Genomic DNA, 19,933 nt, shown 5'->3' on the forward strand with positions numbered 1-19,933 from the left:
CACTTATCATCGGCCGCATGAACCCTGGCGACGCGCGTTGGAGCGCTCCTCGACCCCGTCGCCGGACATGTACAGATGACGGATGGACCACACAGGAAGGTGGAAGAAGATGTTCAGAAAAATCATCATCGCGGGCGCGATGCTCGGCTGGGGCCTGGCCCACGCCTTCGCTCCCCAGGCAGGCACCTGGGTTGTCACTGCCGAGAACAACGGCCGGCCGGGTCGCGGCTTCGGGCTGGATGTGCAGAACGGCACGCTGGTCATGCAGATGTATGCCTATGACACCAGCGGCTACCCGATGTTCTATCTCAGCGCGGGCCCCCTGGCCAACAATGCCTACAGCGGCGTGCTCAACAAGTACCGCGACGGCCGCTACTTCGGCAGCGGTGACCGCATCGGACGGGAGGATGGCAATGCCGGCACCGTCAGCATGCGCTTCATCTCGGGCACCAAGGGCTACATCACGTTCCCGAACGAGCCCGAGAAGGAGATCTCGCGCTTCAATTTCGGCTACACGAATGCGGCCGCACAGTTGCGCGGCATCTGGATGCTCTCGTCCGTGAGCCCCAATGGTTCGGCGCAGGACAAGCTCGACTATTTCTCCCTCACCGACGCCGTCCGGGGCTCGGACTACGGAACCGGTGCGATGGCATCGCGGGACCGTACCTACAGCTGCGAGAACCTGACCAGCGGCCCGAACTCGGGGCTGACGATGTGCCTGAAGTACGCGTCGGACGGTACTGCCGTGCGAGTGAACTTCTTCCACATCAGCATCAACGACGGAGAAGGCTGGGCGGGCCCGACGCCGCAGAGCGCCGACGATGTCCTGTACGTCAAGCGCGTCGCGGGACCGAACGGCGATTTCACCGGCATCTACTACAAGGACCAGCCGGTGGAGGAATCCGCGGAGCTGCAGGCCGCCAAGCTGCAGGCCCGCCAGGACGCCGCAGCGCAGCCGATCGACCGCAGGGAAAACAAGGACGGCCAGATCGAAATCCTGCCGCTGCAGCGCTAGTGCAAAACTCCCTGCCATCTGGCGAGGGTCTTGCAGAGGCGCCCAAGACGATCTCCACGCGGGTGTACGGGCGGCCGATTCCGGTCACAATCCCGGTCACAATCGGCGGCATCACATCGCATTCGCGCGGGAGACGTTGGCATGGCGGTCAGTGTTTTTGATCTTTTCAAGATTGGCATCGGGCCTTCGAGTTCGCATACGGTGGGCCCGATGCGCGCGGCGCGGCAATTCGTGCAGCGCCTGGCGCGCGGCGAGCCGCAGCTTGCCCATGTGGCGCGCATACGCTGTGTGCTCTATGGTTCCCTGGGCGCCACGGGCCGCGGGCATGCCAGCGATATCGCGGTGATGCTGGGGCTGGCGGGGTTCGCACCCGACACTGTGGATGTGGATGCCGTCGACGGCTTCATCGCGCGCGTACGCAAGGACGGGCGCCTGCCGCTGCCGGACGGCCCGGAGATCGCATTCCGGCAAGGCGTCGATTTGGTGCTCGACGCTTCGGTCACCTTGCCCTTTCACGCCAACGGCATGCGCTTCGAGGCCTGGGACGCCGAGGGCGTGCAGCTCGACTCGCAGGTTTACTACTCCGTGGGCGGTGGCTTCATCGTGAGCGAGGAGGCGGCCGGCGATGCGCAGCGCCAGGCGGCCATCGCCCCCGACACCGACATGCTGCCGTTGCCATTCCACAGCGGTGAACAGCTGCTTGCACAGGCGCGTGCGCATGGCGGCTCGATGGCCCGCGTGATGCGCACGAACGAGCGGCACTGGCGCAGCGACGCGGAGATCGACGCCGGGCTGCTCACCATCTGGCGGGCCATGCAGGCCTGCGTGGCGCGCGGTTGCGGCACGGGTGGCGAGCTGCCGGGCGGCTTTCGCGTGCGGCGTCGCGCACCCGCGCTGCACCAGGCCCTGGTGAACGCCCCCGATGTGAACGACGACCCCCTGCAGGTGATCGACTGGGTGAACCTGTTCGCGCTCGCCGTGAACGAGGAGAACGCAGCAGGCGGCCGCGTGGTGACCGCACCCACCAATGGGGCCGCCGGGATCGTGCCGGCGGTGTTGCATTACTACACGCGCTTCATCAAGGACTCGACCGAACAGGGCGTGATCGATTTCCTGCTCACCGCCGGCGCCGTGGGCATTCTCTACAAGGAGAACGCCTCGATCTCGGGCGCCGAGGTGGGATGCCAGGGGGAGGTCGGCGTGGCCTGCTCCATGGCCGCCGCCGGCCTGTGCGCGGTGCTGGGCGGCACGCCGGAGCAGGTGGAGAACGCCGCCGAGATCGGCATGGAGCACCATCTGGGCCTGACCTGCGATCCGGTGGGAGGATTGGTGCAGATTCCCTGCATCGAGCGCAATGCCCTGGCGGCGGTGAAGGCGATCAACGCCGCGCGCATGGCGCTGCGCGGGGATGGCACCCACCATGTGAGCCTGGACCAGGTGATCAAGACCATGCGCGAGACCGGCGCGGACATGATGACCAAGTACAAGGAAACCTCGCGCGGCGGGCTGGCCGTCAATATCGTGGAGTGCTGAGCGCGTGCTGGCTATGTCCAGGTTGGGGAAGATGCTCTAGAACGCGTCGTGTCCTTCGGCGATGGCCCGGATCCGCAGGTCCGCTCCCACCTGCGTGATCTCCTGGAACGCGAGCGTCGGTGCGTTCTTCAGCTGCGGCAGCGCAAGGCCTGAAAACGCGCCCTGGCCCTTGCCCAGGATGCGTGGCGCCATGTAGAGCAGGCACTCGTCCACGAGGTGCGCCTGCACCAGTGCGCCGTTCAGTGTTCCTCCGGCTTCCACATGCAATTCGTTGACCTCGCGTTGACCCAGGTCCTGCAGCATGGCCTGCAGGTCGACGCGTCCGTGCGCATCCGGCAGGACGATGACCGTGGCGCCCCGGGCTTCCAGGGCCGCGCGGCGTGCCGCATCCGGATGCGCGCAATAAATGAGCACTTCGCGCGGCACGGCGAGCGCCTTGGCACCGGGGGGCGTGCGCAGCTGGCTGTCCACGATCACGAGGCGCGGTTGCCTGGGCGTGTCGATGTTGCGCACATTGAGCAGCGGGTCGTCGGCCAGCATGGTGCCGACGCCGGTGAGGATGGCGCAGGCGCGGGCCCGCCAATGGTGCGCGTCGGCGCGGGCGGCTTCGCCGGTGATCCATTGGCTTTCGCCGTTCGCGAGCGCCGTGGCTCCGTCGAGCGACATGCCCGCCTTGAGCCGCACCCAGGGCTGCTTGCGCACCATGCGGCTGAAGAAGCCGATGTTCAGCGCCCTGGACTGCTTGCCGGCGCGGGCGTCGATGTCCACGGTGACGCCCGCCGCACGCAGCCGCTCGAACCCTTGTCCCGCGACGCGCGGATTGGGGTCGAGGATCGCTCCGACCACATGGCCGATGCCCGCGGCGATCAGCGCGTCGCAGCAGGGGCCCGTGCGCCCATGGTGGGAGCAGGGCTCGAGCGTGACATAGGCCGTTGCACTACGCACGTCATGGTTCCTCGCGGCCGCATCCCGAAGGGCCATCACCTCCGCATGCGGGCCGCCCGCGCGCTGGGTGAAGCCGCTGCCGAGCACCGTGTGGCCATCGTGCGCGACGATCACGCAACCCACGCGCGGGTTGGGGTTGGATATGTAGAGTGCATGGGCAGCGAGGGCCAGCGCCTGCTGCATGGGGTCGTGGGCGTCGGGAATGTCGGGGGTGGGAGCGTCGTGGCTTGTCATGGCGATGCCATGTTACTTGAGGGGCGCCTGGCCCAGGGATTCACATCACTTGAGATGGCGCCAGCCGGGCCGCAGCATGATGGTCGGGATGCTGCTCGTGGTGTCGCCCTGTCCGTCGAGGCCGATGCGCTTCTCGCCCGTCCGCGTTGTCAGCCGGATCTCGTGCGCGGGGGCTGTGGAGCGCACCACGTGGCCGTCATCCGCGGTGATGCGGCCATCACCGTCGGCATCCATCGTGCGGGCTTGTGACGGTGCGCCCGTGGCGATGTGGATCCAGGTGCGGTAGGTTCTGGCGCTGCCTGGAACATCCTCGCAGGGCTGCGCGAGTGCCGGGGCCGTGGCAGGGCTCGCCTGGGGTGCCTTGGCCGACGAAGGCTGGGCAGGAACCTGGCTGATGATCTCCAGCACCTGACCTCCATCGGGAAAGCGCAGGCTCTGCAGCACGCGCTCGCGTGATTGGGGCAAGTCGACGTACCAGCCCTTGCGCTGGTCCGCGGAACAGGGTGTCTCGACGCAGTAGGCGAACGGCGTACTCTGGACGGACCCATACGACGGGCCGGCCGGGCGGTCGCCGTCCCGTAGCTTCTGCTCCATGAGCTCGCTGCGAGAACGTGGCGCTGTGGGCCGGCGGGGGAGTGAGGCATCGATGACGACCTTGCCTTGATCCGCCCCCTGCCCGGCAAGCGCATAGCGCGTGTAATCCATGATGGCGTAGACAGACTGCACCGAGTGGTCGCTGCGATCCGCGTCGGTCAGGGCGCGGCCGGTGCCGAAGGCGACCAGCAGGCCGCCGGCCTGCGGATGCACGCGCAGCACGGGGGCCGCAGTGATGGGTTGGGGTCTGCCATCACGTGCCGCCGAGTACAGCGCGGCGCCCTGGTTGGCGACATGCCAGCGGCTGTCGGACGCCGCTGCAATGTCGAACTTCCAGAGGTTGCCCTGAAGGTCTCCTGCATAGACGAAATCGGGAATCCCGTCGCCATTGACGTCGAGGAACTGGGGGGCGGAAAGCCCATTCCCGGGCTCTTCCGGTCCCGTGGGCACCGCCTCCATTTTCAGCAGCTCGCGCAGGCCGTCGAGATACTGCACCAGCAATACCGGGCGTTCCCGGCGGCTGTTGTAGCCATTGCCCACAATGGCCGCCCAGCGGCGGTTGTTGGTCCGCGTGATCTGCAGCGTGCGCCGTGCATTTGCTTCGCTCGGCGTGGGGTGGGCGAAGATGTGGCCGATGTCCGGGTCGCTGCCATCGGTGCGGTCCATCACCACCAAGTCCGTGGCCAGCGATTCACGGAAACGATCCGACCCGGGGTCGGTGACGTCGAGGAGGAAGTATCCGGGCCCTCCCGCACCCAGGGTACCCATCAGCAGCGTCTTCCACGCCGGGGCTCCGAGCGTCGTTCCCAGGTCCGCGTCCCCGGTGAAAGGTGAACCATCGACAAGGTAGCGGTGGGTGTAAGCATGGTCGGCCAGCAGCGGCAGGTGACGGTAGACCCCCTGCGGCACATAGGCGATGATTTCCTCGCCGGTGGCGGCGGCAAAGCCATGCAGCATGCCGTCGTTGCCGCCCACGTAGAGCATCGCGGGCCGGTTCGCATGGCGCGCAGCGAACTCGCGATAGCTTTTGTCGGCATATTCCGCGGCCGGCCTGCCCACATGCCAGATCCGCGAGTGCACGATGTCGCCCTGGCGGGATGCGCGCGGGCGAAAGCCGCTCGCGGCGCTGGCGGATTCATGGGTGCGCGCTCCGCGAAGATAGTCGAGCAGGCGTGGCCCGTGGTCCGCATCGCGGTCCGGCGGCTGCAGCATCCCTTGCTGGGTTCTGGAAAGCTGTGTGCCTTCCTCGATCGTCCATCGGAATGGCACGCCGTGTTCGCCGTTGTGCGAGAGGATCAGGCGCCCGTCGATGCCGGGCAAGGCGTCGAGGCGGTCCGCGGTGGTGCGGTGGGGGCGCCAGGGGCGGTCGGCGGTGACGCCCCAATCGGGATGGGGTTCGATGGCAAGGGGATGGGCTGCGGAAGGAGCGGCGAAGACGCGGTGGGCGAACAGGTAGCCGGACCAGGCCTGCGGGTTGTAGGCACTGGCGAAGCCGGTGCCGGCCGGCATTCCGCTGACCGTGGTGATGCCGCTGACAGCCTCTGTGCACCGCAATGTGGCCTCGGCGGGTGCCTGCGAAAGCGGCAACGGCTCCGCGTGCGGTGCCCGTGCAAGGCCGATGCCGGCGAAGATGCCCAGGATCAGTGCCTGCGGGCCATTGGTGATGCGGAGCATGGATTTTCCTTCTCTCCCCGGTTTCCGTGCCTGACGTGTTCGGATCGGATTCATGGATTCACTCTTGCGGCCGCAGCGTCACGATCGACTGCAGCACCACTTCGGTTCCCCTTTTTCTGCCGCGTGCCAATGCGGTGATGCGGTAGATCCATGGGCGCTGGGGGTCGGGCGCATGGGCGGCCATGTGTGCCGAGCCTTCGTATCCGGCAAGCAGCGCAATCTGGCCACCGGCATAGGGCAGCACTTCGACCCAGTACCAGGCGTCTGGAGAGTCCTGACCTGCGAACAACGGATGGGTCGAAGCACCGGCCGTCGCGCCCGTGTATTGGCCGTAGCGCGCGGCGGTATCGTCGGCCAGCATCAGGGCAAGACGCTCGGGGTCGTTCCAGAAATCCTGGGCACCACTTCTTTTCCTGCAGATACCGGAGCGGCAGCCGGTGGGAAGACCATCGAGCCGGGCGAGCATGTCCGCCAGCTCGGATGCATCGGACGGGAAGTGCTCCGCCGCTGCCCTGCGGCCGTCCGCGCCAAGGCCGCGAATATCCATCTCCGCGTCCAGCAGTGCGGCCTCTGCGGCCTCGAACGCCCTTTGGTAGTCGGCATCGTTGCGGATGAGGAGTTCATGGAACAGCGTGACACGGGCCGAGCCGATCGCCAGCAGCATCGTCATCAGCACGATGACCATCACAACGGGAAGCGACAGCCCTCTCTCGGCCCGGGACGGGGCGGCGGTATGTCGCATGTATCGCATGTGCCGCATGGGTCACCACCCCTGAGGCCGGATGGCGAACAGATGGCGCGTGACATGGACCAGCCGGTGGCTCCGGACGGGCTGTTCGCCGTTGCATCGCCGGTAGGGACGGTGGGTGTCCGGCAGGGCGGCACGCGGACTTTCGATTTCCAGGCAGACCTCGACCGCGCGGACGACGGCTCGCCCCCTGGCCACCATGGCGGAGTCGAGGTCGCTTGCATCAACATAAAAAAGTGAGTATTCGCTTTCTTGCTTTTGGTCAAAAGACTGGACCAGCATGCGTACCGCGAAACCTTTCACGTGGCTGATCATGGGCTGGGGAGAGCCGGCCACTCCGGTGCACATCAACTGGCCGTCCCGGACAAAGAAGGTGCTGGTGATGATGCTTGCGAGCAGGCGATTGCTCGTGTTCTGGCCCAGGCAGTCATGCTGCTGGGATCCCCGGATCGTGCTGTTGGGGCTCTTGAAGAGGTCCTCGGTGGGATTGGCGTGGCGCAACTGCAGCGTGGCGCCCGTGGATTTCGCTACCACGGGTGCGGCAACGGAGGGCCCCATCGTCGGAGTGCCGTTCGCGTCCGGGCGGGCCTCGGGCGCTGGCTCGAACACCACGGCGCCTTGCTGAGTGGCGTCTCCTGCGGAGAGGGCGGGTTGCAGATCGAGCGCTGCGCTGCCCGCCTGGCGGATCTGCAATCCGATGATGCGCAGAGCGGTGGTGGCATCCTGCTGCATGGCGATCGCGTCGCCGGTGATCTCCGAAAGCGCCCGGGAGATGTGCAGTGCATTGAGCGCCGTCGCGCATATCAGCAGTCCGATGGCGAGCCCGATCATGATTTCCAGCAATGCCGCTCCCGTGGGAAGGCACCTGGGATGTCTGGGCAGGGGAGGCGTCATCTGCATGCTCCCGCCGGGCATGGAGGAGGCAGGGAAATGGTTTGCAGGTAGCAGGCATGGTCGGCCGGGCAGGCATGCTCCTGGGCCGCCTCGAACCTGTCTTCCCCAGACGGCAGGACATCGGATTTCCATGCGATGAGCACGCCGATCTGCCGTGTTCCGTGGGGAGCCGCATCGTCGACGGCGAAGACGAGCGCCTTGCCCATGCCCGGGGTGGAATCGACGGCCTCGTGCCATTGCGCCGTATCGCTTTGCGCCAGTTGGGCAGTGGTGCACGGGAGGGAAAGGCAGGCATCCGCGCTGCCGGGCACGGCCTCGGAGGTGTAGATGGAGACGTGCTCGGAGGCCCGTGGGTTGGCGCGGATGCGCTCCCCCAGGTCCTCGATCAGCCGGATGGCCTGCGAACGGCGGATGCCCGCCTGTGCATCCCGCAGGGTGCGCATGTGGATGGAGATCACGCTGAACAGGCCGAGGCTGACGATCAGCAGGGCGGCCAGGGCTTCGAGCAGCGCGGTTCCGTCTTGATGGCTACGGATGGGCATGGAATTCCACACATCAAAGGAAAAGGGCGATGACGGGAGTGCGTCATCGAGGGTGCTATTGAGCCGCCGTGTGGACGGATTCGAAACGCCGTTGGCTGAAGATCACTGCAATTGATTCCAGATTCGCGACGTTGATTGATGTTTTTCAATGCCGGGCCGCGTCGGAGCGCGCCATGCGACGCCACTGCGGGAAGTCAGTGCACGGGCGGGCAGGACATGGTTGCTTCCATGCCGCGTGAGGGTCTTTCAGTTTGTGAAAGGGGCGCTTGCGAACTATGCGATTGCGCGCCATCCCCCGCATTGCAAGATGGAAACCTCTTTTTTTGACCCGAGCGGCGTTCGCCTTCCTGGTGAGCGCCGTGCACTCCCAGGCGATGCATGAGCGATATCCCACCTCCGACGATCGATGACAAGCAACTGGCGCACCTGCGCAGCTGGATCGGCAAGAGCGAAACCACCCCTGACCTGATCACCCCCGCGCCCGTGCGCAGCCTCTCGGCCACGCTCGACCGTGATGATGCCGCGCCAGGGGCGGGCACGGTGATCGCGCCACTCTGGCACTGGCTGTACTTTCTTCCGCATGCGCGCCAGAGCGAGATCGGCGCTGACGGCCACCCGACCCGCGGCGGCTTCCTGCCCCCCGTACCGCTGCCGCGCCGCATGTGGGCCGGCGGCCGGCTCGTGTGGGAGACGGGCAACCCGCTGGAGGTCGGGCAGAGCGTCGAACGTGTCTCGACCATCCGGTCCGTCGATCACAAGGCAGGACGATCGGGCGAACTGCTGTTCGTGCTGGTGGAGCACCGCTTTTCCAATGAGCGCGGCCTTGCGCTGACCGAGGAGCACGACATCGTCTACCGCGCGGCTGCGGCACCCGGCGCCCCCGAGCCTGTACCGCAGAGGCCGCCGCAGGACGGGCAGGCGGCATGGTCGCGGCGGATCGTGCCGGACGACGTGCTGCTGTTCCGCTATTCGGCGCTCACCTTCAATGGCCACCGCATCCACTATGACCGCAAGTACGTGACCGAGGTGGAGGGCTATCCGGGCCTGATCGTGCACGGCCCGCTGATCGCCACGCTGCTGCTCGACCTGCTGCGCCGTCATCTGCCGGGAGCGGCGGTGCGCGCGTTCTCGTTCAAGGCCGTGCGTCCCACCTTCGACCTGAACGCCTTCAGCGTGCATGGCAGGCCGTCCGCGGACGGCCGCACGGTCCTGCTCTGGGCGCAGGACCACGATGGGTGGCTGACCATGCAGGGCACCGCCGAACTCGCCTGAGGCGAGTGGCCTCCGAACCGCCGAGACAGACAACGATGATCGAACAGACACTCTCGAACAACTACCCCGAAATCCGCGACGCCATCCGCGCGCTGTGCGCGGAATTCCCCGATGAATACTTCCGCAAGGTGGACGAGGCGCGTGCCTACCCCGAGCAATTCGTGGATGCGCTCACGCGGGCCGGCTGGCTTGCCGCGCTGATTCCCGCCGAATACGGCGGCTCCGGACTGGGGCTTGCCGAGGCCTCGGTCATCATGGAGGAGATCAACCGCTCGGGCGGCAACTCCGGCGCATGCCATGGCCAGATGTACAACATGGGAACGCTGCTGCGCCACGGCTCCGAGGCTCAGAAGCAGAAGTACCTGCCGAGGATCGCGTCGGGCGAATGGCGCCTGCAGTCCATGGGCGTGACGGAGCCGAGCACCGGCACCGACACCACCCGGATCAAGACCACGGCGGTGAAGAAGGACGGCCGCTACGTCATCAACGGACAGAAGGTCTGGATCAGCCGCGTCCAGCACAGCGACTGGATGATCCTGCTGGCGCGCACCACGCCGCTCGCCGACGTGAGGAAGAAGAGCGAGGGTATGTCGATCTTCATGGTTGACCTGCGCGAGGCCGAGAAGAGCGGCATGACCGTGCGGCCGATCCTCAACATGGTCAACCACGAGACCAACGAGCTGTTCTTCGAGAACCTCGAGATCCCCGAGGAAAACCTGATCGGAGAGGAGGGCAAGGGCTTCAAGTACATCCTCGACGGGCTGAACGCGGAACGCACGCTTATTGCGGCCGAGTGCATCGGCGACGGCTACTGGTTCATCGACCGGGTGACCCACTACGTCAAGGACCGCACGGTGTTCGGCCGGCCGATCGGCCAGAACCAGGGCGTGCAGTTCCCGATCGCCGATGCGTTCATCGAGATCGAGGCCGCCAACCTGATGCGCTGGAAGGCCTGCGAGCTGTTCGACCGGCATGAGCCCATGGGGGCGCAGGCGAACATGGCCAAGTACCTGGCGGCCAAGGCCAGCTGGGAGGCGGCCAACGCCTGCCTGCAATTCCATGGCGGCTTCGGCTTTGCCAGCGAATACGACGTGGAGCGCAAGTTCCGCGAGACGCGCCTCTACCAGGTCGCGCCGATCTCGACCAATCTCATCTATTCGTACGTGGCCGAGCACATCCTCGGACTGCCGCGCTCGTTCTGAAGGTGCCCGCCATGCCATCCCACCAGAACACAGGCCGCGGCAGCGGTCCACGCCCGCTCGACGGCATCACCGTGGTGTCGCTGGAGCATGCGGTGGCCGCGCCGTTCTGCACGCGCCAGCTGGCCGACCTGGGCGCGCGCGTCATCAAGGTGGAGCGGCCGGGGGCCGGAGATTTCGCGCGCGGATACGACCAGCGCGTGCTCGGCCAGTCGTCGCACTTCACCTGGATCAACCGAAGCAAGGAAAGCCTCGCGCTCGATCTCAAGCAGCCGCTGGCGCTCCAGGCGCTGATGCAGCTCCTGGGCGAGGCCGACGTGCTGGTGCAGAACCTCGCTCCGGGCGCCGCCGCGCGCATGGGGCTGTCGTTCGAGGCGCTGCGCGTGCAATTCCCGAGGCTCATCGTCTGCGACATCAGCGGCTATGGGGCGGATGGCCCCTACCGCGACAAGAAGGCGTACGACCTGCTGATCCAGAGCGAGGCCGGCTTTCTGTCGATCACGGGAACGCCCGAGACGCCGAGCAAGGCAGGCATCTCGGTGGCCGACATCGCGGCAGGCATGTATGCCTACACCAACATTCTGTCGGCGCTGCTGCTGCGCGGGAGGACGGGTGAGGGCAGCCACATCGACGTGTCCATGCTCGAGGCGCTGGGCGAGTGGATGGGCTATCCCATGTACTACGCGCACGACGGCGCACCGCCGCCGCCGCGCACCGGTGCATCGCACGCCAGCATCTATCCGTATGGCCCGTTCGTCGCGGGCGATGGCGGCACCGTGATGCTGGGACTGCAGAACGAACGCGAATGGCAGGCGTTCTGCGACAAGGTGCTGGAGCGCCCCGAGCTGGCCCGCGACGCACGCTTTGACAGCAACGCACAGCGCAACCGGAACCGCGATGCACTGCAGGCCGAGATCCTGCTTATCTTCGGTGCGCTCACCGCCGGGCAGGTGGTGCAGCGGCTGGATGCCGCGGGCATCGCCAATGCGCACGTGAACGACATGGCCGGGCTCTGGGCGCATCCGCAGCTCGAGGCCCGCCAGCGCTGGCGCACGGTGAACACCCCCGCTGGCGACGTGCAGGCCTTGTTGCCGCCAGGCCTGAACAGCGCGTTCGACTATCGCATGGATGCGGTGCCCGCAGTGGGCGAACACACGGCCCGCATCCTGGCCTCGCTCGGCCTGAGCGGCGAGCAGATCGATGCCGTGATGAACCACGGCAAGGTGGCCGACTGAATGCCGGCCGCCCGTCACCAGGAGACATTGTGATGAAACAGGAAACCGTCGCCGGCATTCAACCGCTGACGTCATTTGCAGCCAGCCTGCGCTGGCAGGACATCCCGCAGGAGGTGCAGCGCAAGGCCGAGGACCTCGCCGTGGATTGGTTCGGCTCGGTGCTTGCGGGACAGAATGCGCGCCCGGTGAGGGCCCTTGCCAGTTTCGCGCTTTCGCAGGGGCCGCGCCAGGGCGACTGCGAAGTCATAGGGCAACGTGCAGGCACGTCGCCGATGATGGCCGCGATGGCGAACGCAGCGGCGTCGCATGTGGCGGAGCAGGACGACGTGCACAACGGATCGGTGTTCCATCCGGCCGCGGTCGTGTTTCCGCCCGCGCTGGCCGTGGCGCAGAGCATCGGCGCGAGCGGCGAGCGCTTCATGGCGGCCTGCGTTGCCGGCTACGAGGTTGGCATCCGCGTGGGCGAGTTCATGGGCCGCAGCCACTACCGCATCTTCCACACCACCGGCACCGTCGGCACCATCGCCGCCGCTGCGGCTGTCGGCAACCTGCTGGAGCTCACCCCGCAGCAGATGCAGCATGCCTTCGGCTCGGCAGGCACGCAGGCGGCGGGCCTGTGGGAGTTCCTGCGCACCGCGGCGGACAGCAAGCAGCTGCATACGGCACATGCCGCATCGGCCGGCCTGGCTGCGGCCTACCTTGCGCGCGACGGTTTCACCGGCGCCCAGGACATCTTCACGGGCCCGCAGGGCATGGCCGCGGGCATGTCCACCGATGCGGATGCCTCCAGGCTGACCGACGGCCTGGGCACGCGGTGGGCCACGCCCGAGACCTCGTTCAAGTGGCATGCATCATGCCGCCACACGCATCCCGCGGCGGACGCTCTGCTGCAGGTGCTTGAGCGCAACCAGCTGACCCCGGCCGACATCGCGCGGATCACCTGCCATGTGCACCAGGGGGCGATCGACGTGCTGGGGCCCGTGGTGTCGCCAGCCACGGTGCACCAGAGCAAGTTCTCGATGGGCACGGTACTGGCCATCGCGGCGCGTTTCGGCCATGCCGGCCTGACGGAGTTCGACGAGCAGTTCCTTGCTCCCGACACCGTCGCGCTGCGCGACAAGGTGCACATGGTGCTCGACGACGAGGTCGATACCGCCTATCCCCGGCGCTGGATCGGCAAGGTGACCGTGGTGACGACGGACGGCCGCACGCTGCACGGCCGTGTCGATGAACCCAAGGGCGACCCCGGCAACACGCTGTCGCGTCAGGAGATCACGGACAAGGCGCTGCGCCTTGCCGCCTACGGCTGCGACGTGCCCGAAGAGAAGGTGCGCGCGGCGGTGCAGGGCCTCTGGGACATTGCCAAGGCCAGGCACGTCGTGCGGTTGATCGGCTGAGACACGCACGGCGCGCGGAGAAGAAAAGCAGGAAGAACCGCCACCGTTTGATGCCACCGCGCAGCAAACGGCCCATCCACAGAGCATTCCAAGGAGACATAGCATGCCATTCACGTCCATTCCGCATTCCCTCGCATGGCCTGTCGGGCGCCGCAAGCCGCTGACCGCAGTGCGTGGCATCTCTGGCTGCGCATTTGCGGGCCTTGCGCTCGCGGGCGCGTTCACGATTTCGGCGCATGCTGCCGGATACCCCGACAAGTCGATCGTCATGGTCGTGCCCTACAGCGCGGGCGGTCCCACCGACGTGGTGGCGCGGCTGCTGGCCGTGCCGATGGGCCAGTCGCTCGGCCAGACCGTGGTCGTGGAGAACACCGTGGGCGCGGGCGGCACGATCGCACCGGCGCGCGTGGCGCGCGCCCGGCCCGACGGCTACACCATCCTGATCCACCACATGGGCATGGCGACGGCACCCGCGCTGTACAAGAAGCTGCCCTATGACCCGCTCAAGGACTTCGAATACATCGGGCAGGTGCTCGACGTGCCGATGACGCTGCTCTCGCGCAAGGAGTTTCCGGCCAGCACCTTCCCCGAGCTGCTCGACCATGTGAAGAAGCACCAGGACAGCGTGACCATGGCGCATGCGGGAACGGGTGCGGTGTCGCAGCTGTGCAGCCTGCTGTTCATGAACCAGGTGGGGGTGAAGCTCACCACGGTTCCCTACAAGGGCGCGGGCCCGGCCATGAACGACCTGATGGGCGGGCAGGTCGATCTGCTGTGCGACCAGACCACGCAGACGGTGCCCGTGATCCAGGACGGAAAGCGCGCCAAGGTGTTCGGCGTGACGACGCCCAGGCGCCTCGCGTCACTGCCCGCCATTCCCACGCTGGACGAACAGGGGCTCAAGGGCTTCGACGTGAAGGTGTGGCATGGCATGTACGCGCCGAAGGGTACGCCGCGGGAGGTCGTCGAGAAGCTGAACAAGGCCCTGAATGCCGCCCTGGTGGACGACAACGTGAAGAAGCGCATTGCCGAACTGAGTTCGGACCTGGTGTCGCCGGACAAGGCGACGCCCGAGAGCCTGCGCACGCACCTGGCCGCCGAAGTGGATCGCTGGGGAAGGTGATCCGGGCGGCCGGCGTCAGCGCGGAGTGATGCCTGCCCTACTTCTTTCCATTCCTTCCCTCCCTCCGACCCTTTTCCCCTGCCATTCCCGTTTCGCCGGGATGGCGAAGGGAGGGGCCGCCCGATGATTGTTTCATGTCCGCCCTGATTGCCTCCGCCAACTCCTTCCTGTTCGTTCCCGCCAGCCGTCCCGACCGTATCGCCAAGGCCCTCGCTTCGGGTGCCGACATGGTGATTGCAGACTGGGAGGACGCCGTTTCCCCGTACGACAAGGATGCTGCTCGCACCGCCCTGATGGCCGCATGCGGGGCATGGGCAGCGATCGATCGATCGCGCCTGCTGGTTCGCATCAACGCGGCCGGCACGCCGTGGCACGGCGCGGACGTGCAGGCGCTCAAGGCGCTCGTGCAGATGGGCGTGGCGGGTGGCTGCGTGCCCAAGGCGGAGTCGGCGGAAGTGCTCGAGCGCATTGCCGGGATCGGCGGTGAGGCCTGCGCGCTGCTGGCCCTGGTCGAGAGTGTGGCGGGGCTGGATGCCGTCGATGTCCTCGCGCGCGTGCCGCAGGTGGCGCGCATCGCCTTTGGTCACCTCGATTTTCAGGTGGATGCCCGCATGCAGTGCGGGGCGGATGAAATCGAACTGCTGCCGGTTCGCATGTCCATCGTGCTCGCATCGCGCCGCGCGAACCTGCCGCCGCCGATCGACGGCGTGACCGTCGACACGCGTGATGCGCCGCGCATTCTCGGCGACGCGCGGCGCGCACAGCGCATGGGGTTTGGCGGCAAGCTTTGCATCCACCCGGCGCAGGTGGCTGCCGTGAACGAGGTGTACGCGCCCACGGCGACCGAGGTGGAATTTGCACGGAAGGTCCGGCATGCCATGCAGCAGGCCGATGGCGGCGTGTGCGTGGTCGAGGGGCGGATGATCGATGCACCGGTGCTGAGGCTCGCGGAGCAGACACTCGCGCGGCACGACTGGGCGCAGCAGCGCATGGGCGCGTCACGCAACTGACACCTCCTGCGCCGCCATTGGCGGCCATCTCCTACTCCGGACACGTGGCCGGGCACGTATGCTGCCCGCAGGTTTCGGTTCCGGAGCCATCGGCCGGGCGCATGCCGGGTCTGTGTGTCAGTCAAGCAACTCAACAGGAGATCGACATGTCGGCTTTTCTCTGGTTCATCATCGTGGGCGGCATCGCGGGCTGGTTGGCGGGGCTCGTCATGAAGGGCGGCGGCTACGGCATTCTGGGCAACATCGTCATCGGCATCATCGGTGCGGTGCTCGGAGGCTGGGTGTTCGGTGTGCTGGGCCTGGGATCGGGCGGAGGCCTGATCGGCAGCATCCTGGTGGCCTTCGTCGGCGCGGTGATCCTGATCTTCCTTGCCCGGCTCATCAAGCGCGCATGAGGGCGGTGCCCGTTCCGCAAGAAAAAAAACCGCGCAGGGCCTGCGCGGTTTTTTTGTCTTCGGCGCAGACGCTCAGGTGCGTGCCGGCCGCATGTTCATCTGCGCCTCGGGTGCGGCACGCCGCTGGTCCCTGCCGATCATCGCGGCGCACCATGCCGATACCAGGCCTGCGAACAGCACATAGGCGCAGATGAGCCATGGCTGGCCGCCGTTCACCTTGAGCAAGGCGGTGGCGATGATCGGTGTGATGCCCGAGGCAAAGATCCCCGAGAACTGGTAGACGAACGAGATGCCGGTGTAGCGCACCTTGGCGTCGAACAGGTCGCAGAACAGCGCGGCCTCGGGAGCGTAGACCATGGCGTAGAGGATGCCGAACGGGATGACCGTGGCCAGCCAGATCATCATCATGTTGCCGTTGCTGGTGCTCATCAGCCAGAAGGCGGGGAACGACACCACGCCGGTGATCAGCGAACCCCACATGTACATGCGGGCACGTCCCATGCGGTCGGACATCCTGCCGAAGAACGGAATCGCGAAGCACATCACGATGGCGGCCGCCATCACGCCGATCAGGGCTTCGGAGCGCGAGATCTTGACCGTGGTGGTGAGGTAGGTGATCGAGAACACACCGAAGATGTTGAAGAACACGCCGTCGATGTAGCGGGCACCCATGCCCTTGAGCACGTTGCCGGGATAGCGGCGCATCATGTCCATGAACGGAATCGCGGTCTCCGCATTGCGCTCCTTCACGGCAGCGAATTCGGGCGTCTCCTTGACGTGCAGGCGGATGAACATGCCCACCGCCACCATCAGGCCCGACAGCAGGAACGCGACGCGCCAGCCCCAGGACATGAACTGCTCATCGGTCAGGAAGTACGACAGCGCACCGACCACGCCCGAGGCCATGAACAGGCCCAGCGCCAGGCCGATCTGCGGCAGCGACGCATAGAAGCCGCGCTTTTCCTTGGGCGCATACTCATATGCCATCAGCACGGCGCCGCCCCATTCGCCGCCCAGGCCGATGCCCTGGGCCACGCGCAGCAGCAGGAGCAGGATCGGCGCGCCGATCCCGATCTGTGCATAGGTGGGCACCAGGCCGATCAGGAAGGTGGCGACGCCCATGATCATCAGGGTCATCACCAGCATGCTCTTGCGGCCGATCTTGTCGCCGAAGTGGCCGAAGATCACCCCGCCCAGCGGCCGCGTGACGAAGCCGACCGCGAACGTGGTGTAGGCCAGCAGCGTGGAGATCAGGGGATCGTCGCTGGGGAAATAGAGTTTGTTGAAAACGATGCCGGCGACCACGCCATACAGAAAGAAGTCATACCACTCGATGGTGGCGCCGACGATGGCGGAGGTGACGACTTTGCGAATGACTTTCGGGTCGACGGGTTGTTGCGAGTTGGCCATTTTTTGTCTCCGGTTGTGGCGGCATGGGATGCGCTGCCGCGCTCCCTGCCGCCGTTTTGATTTCTCTTCTTCTCTTGCTGGAATTCCGGTGCCGCGGGGTCTCTCAGGCCGCGGCGAGCTGCCTTGCGTCTTCGCGGATCATGTCGGCCGCCTTCTCGGCCATCATCACCACAGGCGCATTGGTATTGCCCGACACCAGCGTGGGCATGACGGAGCAATCCACGACGCGGATGCCCTTCACGCCATGGACGCGCAGTCGCGAATCGACCACGGCCATGGCGTCGTGTCCCATGCTGCAGGTGCCGCTGGGATGGAAAATGGTGGCGCCGTTGTTGCGGCAGAACTCGAGCAGCTCGTCGTAGGACTGCGTGTCGCGCCCCGGTTTCACCTCGCGCTTGACATAGGGGCGCATCGCATCCGATTCGGCGATCGCGCGTGCGGCGCGCACGGCGGCCACGTTGGTGTCGCGGTCGAGCTGGGTGTCAAGGTAGTTCGGCTGCATGGATGGCGGCTGCAGCGCATCGCGTGAACGGATGCGCACGTAGCCACGCGACTCGGGTCGCAGCTGGCACACCGACATGGTGAATCCCGAATACGGATGCACCTTGCCTCCCGCCATGTCGGCCGACAGCGTGGAGACGTGGAACTGGATGTCGGGCGTTTTCGTGACGGGCCTGCCGTGATCGTCGCGCAGCGCATGCATGAAGCAGCCGCCCTGGTTGATGCCCACCGCCAGCGGTCCCGAGCGGTGGATCAGCCATTCCAGGCCGAGCCGCGCCTGCCCCAGCAGGGTATTGAGCTGGTCATTCGTCGTGATCGGCTTGGTGCACTCGAAGCCCAGGCGGATCTGCAGGTGGTCCTGCAGGTTCTCGCCCACGCCGGGAAGATCGTGTGCGACGGGAATGTCCAGGCTCTCCAGCAGCTTGCGCGGCCCGATGCCCGAGAGCTGCAGCAGCTGGGGCGACTGGATGGCGCCCGCCGACAGGATCACTTCCGCGCCCGCCATCGCGGTCCTTGCCTGGCCGTGCTGCTGATAGTTCACGCCGACCACCCGCTTGCCGCGCAGGACGAGCCCGGTTGCCTGGGCGTTGGTTTCGATGCGCAGGTTCGGGCGCTTCTTTGCCTCGGTCAGGTAGCCCTTGGCGGTGCTGCAGCGCAGGCCGTTGCGCGTGGTGAGCTGGTAGTAGCCCGCGCCTTCCTGCGATGCGCCGTTGAAGTCGTCGGTGCGCGGCACCCCCTTTTCCACGGCACCGGCGATGAATGCCTCGATCAGTTCATGTCGCGCCCCGATGTCGGACACCAGCAGCGGCCCCTTGCCGCCATGGAACGGGCTGTCGCCACGCTCGTTGCCTTCCGACTTGATGAAGTAGGGCAGCACGTCCGCGAACGACCAGCCCTCGTTGCCCAGCGCTGCCCAGTGATCGTAGTCCTCGGCCTGGCCGCGGATGTAGATCAGGCCGTTGATCGAGCTCGAGCCACCCAGGGTCTTGCCGCGCGGCCAGTAGATGCGGCGGCCGTTCATGTTGGGGTCGGGGTCGGTCTCGAACTTCCAGTTGTAGACCGGGCTCCACATCGTCTTGCCGTAGCCGATCGGCAGGTGGATCCAGGGCGAGCGATCCGGTGGCCCCGCCTCGAGCAGCAGCACCTGGTTGCGCGGATCCTCGCTCAGCCGCGCGGCCAGCACGCAGCCCGCCGAGCCCGCGCCCACGACGATGTAGTCATAGGTTGTGGCGCTGTTGGACGGCATATGTCTCCTTTTTAAGTTTCATTCAATGGAACTATTAGTTCCTTTTGATGAAACTCTAAGCCAATTCTCGAGACGTACAATGAGAAAAAACCCGAAGTACCCGATCCCTCAACGCTCCACGCCATGTCGACTCGAAAGCCCGCTGCAGACGCCAGGAAGACTTCCTCCAACGCCGGGAATCCAGCCGAACCCGATGCAGCCAGCGAGCCGGTCTCGGTATCCGAGCGGGCGCTTTCGGTGCTTGATTTCGTCGCGCAGTCGGGTCGCGCGGGACTGATGGACGTGGCGGTCGCGCTGGGCCTCCCGAAGGCCACCGCCTCGCGCATGTGCAGCAACCTCGAGGCGCAGCACTGGCTCACGCGGGACATCAACGACCGCAGCTTCCAGCCCGGTCCCCGGCTGCTGAAGATGGCCCTTGCCACGCTCAAGGCCGACCCGCGCCGCGAACTGCGCCACAGCATCCTGTCGGAGCTGGTCGAGGAGATCGACGAGACCTGCAACCTCACGGTGCTCGACGGCCTGAAGGTGCGCTACCTCGATCGCGTGGAAACCCACTGGCCGCTGCGCACGCAGTTCGAGGCGGGTTCCTACGTGCCGCTGCACGCCACGGCCAGCGGCAAGATGTACATCGCGATGATGTCGCCGCAGAAGCGGGCGACCGTGCTGGAGCATGCGAGCTTCACGGCGTTCACGGAACATACGCTCACGCGGCGCGATGAACTCGAGGCGGCCTGCGAGAAGATCCGTGCCGACGGCTATTCCTTCGAGATGGATGAGTTCATGCTGGGGCTGATCGGCATGGCGGTTCCCATCCTCGACGACAAGGGCGAATGCCGTGCGACGATGGCCTTGCATGCGCCGACCGCGCGCATGAAATTCGAGGGCGCGCTGGCGGTGGTGCCCGCGCTCAAGCGGGCCGCGGAGCGGGTGCGGCCCCTGCTGTTCTGATCCCGGGGCCTCGCCAGC

General features: G+C 66.5%; 16 protein-coding genes and 1 pseudogene. 10 read left to right on the forward strand and 7 right to left on the reverse strand.

Annotated features, from left to right (window positions below; all coding sequences use genetic code 11):
* The first annotated feature begins 109 nt into the window (after nucleotides 1–109).
* Both H9K76_RS23145 and H9K76_RS23150 read left to right on the forward strand, forming a co-directional pair.
* On the forward strand, nucleotides 110–1,015 hold the full coding sequence (locus H9K76_RS23145) for a hypothetical protein (protein ID WP_187597570.1): 906 nt from the start codon (nucleotides 110–112) through the stop codon (nucleotides 1,013–1,015).
* Nucleotides 1,016–1,156: 141 nt separating this feature from the next.
* Nucleotides 1,157–2,548: an L-serine ammonia-lyase gene (locus tag H9K76_RS23150; RefSeq protein ID WP_187597571.1), complete on the forward strand. Its 1,392-nt coding sequence runs from the start codon at nucleotides 1,157–1,159 to the stop codon at nucleotides 2,546–2,548.
* Nucleotides 2,549–2,584: 36 nt separating this feature from the next.
* On the opposite strand, the gene ribD is transcribed toward H9K76_RS23150, so the two are convergent.
* Genes ribD through pilV form a run of 5 tightly spaced genes read right to left on the reverse strand, consistent with a single transcriptional unit; the run spans nucleotide 2,585 to nucleotide 8,179 of the window.
* Nucleotides 2,585–3,727, reverse strand: coding sequence for a bifunctional diaminohydroxyphosphoribosylaminopyrimidine deaminase/5-amino-6-(5-phosphoribosylamino)uracil reductase RibD (ribD, locus tag H9K76_RS23155; protein ID WP_246475214.1), 1,143 nt, complete (start codon nucleotides 3,725–3,727; stop codon nucleotides 2,585–2,587).
* A 45-nt stretch (nucleotides 3,728–3,772) separates the two neighbouring features.
* Nucleotides 3,773–5,995 (reverse strand): pilus assembly protein, encoded by a 2,223-nt coding sequence (locus H9K76_RS23160; RefSeq protein ID WP_187597572.1) that lies wholly within the window; start codon nucleotides 5,993–5,995, stop codon nucleotides 3,773–3,775.
* Nucleotides 5,996–6,053: 58 nt separating this feature from the next.
* Complete coding sequence (locus H9K76_RS23165) at nucleotides 6,054–6,737, reverse strand: pilus assembly PilX family protein (protein WP_187597573.1); 684 nt, start codon at nucleotides 6,735–6,737, stop codon at nucleotides 6,054–6,056.
* A gap of 21 nt (nucleotides 6,738–6,758) precedes the next feature.
* Entirely contained in the window at nucleotides 6,759–7,574 is an 816-nt protein-coding gene (locus H9K76_RS23170) for a PilW family protein (RefSeq protein ID WP_187597574.1), read from the reverse strand.
* Nucleotides 7,575–7,633: 59 nt separating this feature from the next.
* Nucleotides 7,634–8,179: a type IV pilus modification protein PilV gene (pilV, locus tag H9K76_RS23175; protein WP_187597575.1), complete on the reverse strand. Its 546-nt coding sequence runs from the start codon at nucleotides 8,177–8,179 to the stop codon at nucleotides 7,634–7,636.
* 378 nt (nucleotides 8,180–8,557) lie between these two features.
* Between pilV and H9K76_RS23180 the strand changes: the two genes are divergently transcribed.
* From H9K76_RS23180 to H9K76_RS23210, 7 genes and pseudogenes are all read left to right on the forward strand, one after another.
* Complete coding sequence (locus tag H9K76_RS23180) at nucleotides 8,558–9,451, forward strand: HTD2 family dehydratase (protein WP_187597576.1); 894 nt, start codon at nucleotides 8,558–8,560, stop codon at nucleotides 9,449–9,451.
* A gap of 35 nt (nucleotides 9,452–9,486) precedes the next feature.
* Nucleotides 9,487–10,653 (forward strand): acyl-CoA dehydrogenase family protein, encoded by a 1,167-nt coding sequence (locus H9K76_RS23185; RefSeq protein ID WP_187597577.1) that lies wholly within the window; start codon nucleotides 9,487–9,489, stop codon nucleotides 10,651–10,653.
* Nucleotides 10,654–10,664: 11 nt separating this feature from the next.
* Entirely contained in the window at nucleotides 10,665–11,885 is a 1,221-nt protein-coding gene (locus tag H9K76_RS23190; RefSeq protein ID WP_187597578.1) for a CaiB/BaiF CoA transferase family protein, read from the forward strand.
* A gap of 32 nt (nucleotides 11,886–11,917) precedes the next feature.
* On the forward strand, nucleotides 11,918–13,282 hold the full coding sequence (locus H9K76_RS23195) for an MmgE/PrpD family protein (protein ID WP_187597579.1): 1,365 nt from the start codon (nucleotides 11,918–11,920) through the stop codon (nucleotides 13,280–13,282).
* A 103-nt stretch (nucleotides 13,283–13,385) separates the two neighbouring features.
* Nucleotides 13,386–14,434, forward strand: a pseudogene (locus tag H9K76_RS23200) (tripartite tricarboxylate transporter substrate-binding protein).
* A 105-nt stretch (nucleotides 14,435–14,539) separates the two neighbouring features.
* A complete protein-coding gene (locus H9K76_RS23205; protein ID WP_187597581.1) occupies nucleotides 14,540–15,415 on the forward strand; it encodes an HpcH/HpaI aldolase/citrate lyase family protein in 876 nt (291 codons plus the stop codon).
* Between the two features lie 146 nt (nucleotides 15,416–15,561).
* Nucleotides 15,562–15,810, forward strand: a complete 249-nt coding sequence (locus tag H9K76_RS23210) for a GlsB/YeaQ/YmgE family stress response membrane protein (RefSeq protein WP_187597582.1) — start codon at nucleotides 15,562–15,564, stop codon at nucleotides 15,808–15,810.
* A gap of 72 nt (nucleotides 15,811–15,882) precedes the next feature.
* On the opposite strand, the gene H9K76_RS23215 is transcribed toward H9K76_RS23210, so the two are convergent.
* The gene (locus H9K76_RS23215; protein ID WP_187597583.1) at nucleotides 15,883–17,220 is read right to left on the reverse strand and encodes an MFS transporter; all 1,338 of its coding nucleotides are present in this window, start codon (nucleotides 17,218–17,220) and stop codon (nucleotides 15,883–15,885) included.
* 103 nt (nucleotides 17,221–17,323) lie between these two features.
* Complete coding sequence (locus tag H9K76_RS23220) at nucleotides 17,324–18,967, reverse strand: GMC family oxidoreductase (RefSeq protein WP_187597584.1); 1,644 nt, start codon at nucleotides 18,965–18,967, stop codon at nucleotides 17,324–17,326.
* 123 nt (nucleotides 18,968–19,090) lie between these two features.
* Between H9K76_RS23220 and H9K76_RS23225 the strand changes: the two genes are divergently transcribed.
* Nucleotides 19,091–19,915, forward strand: coding sequence for an IclR family transcriptional regulator (locus tag H9K76_RS23225; RefSeq protein ID WP_187597585.1), 825 nt, complete (start codon nucleotides 19,091–19,093; stop codon nucleotides 19,913–19,915).
* Nucleotides 19,916–19,933 lie beyond the last annotated feature (18 nt).

This window comes from Diaphorobacter ruginosibacter, assembly GCF_014395975.1.
Taxonomy (GTDB): Bacteria; Pseudomonadota; Gammaproteobacteria; order Burkholderiales; family Burkholderiaceae_C; genus Diaphorobacter_A; species Diaphorobacter_A ruginosibacter.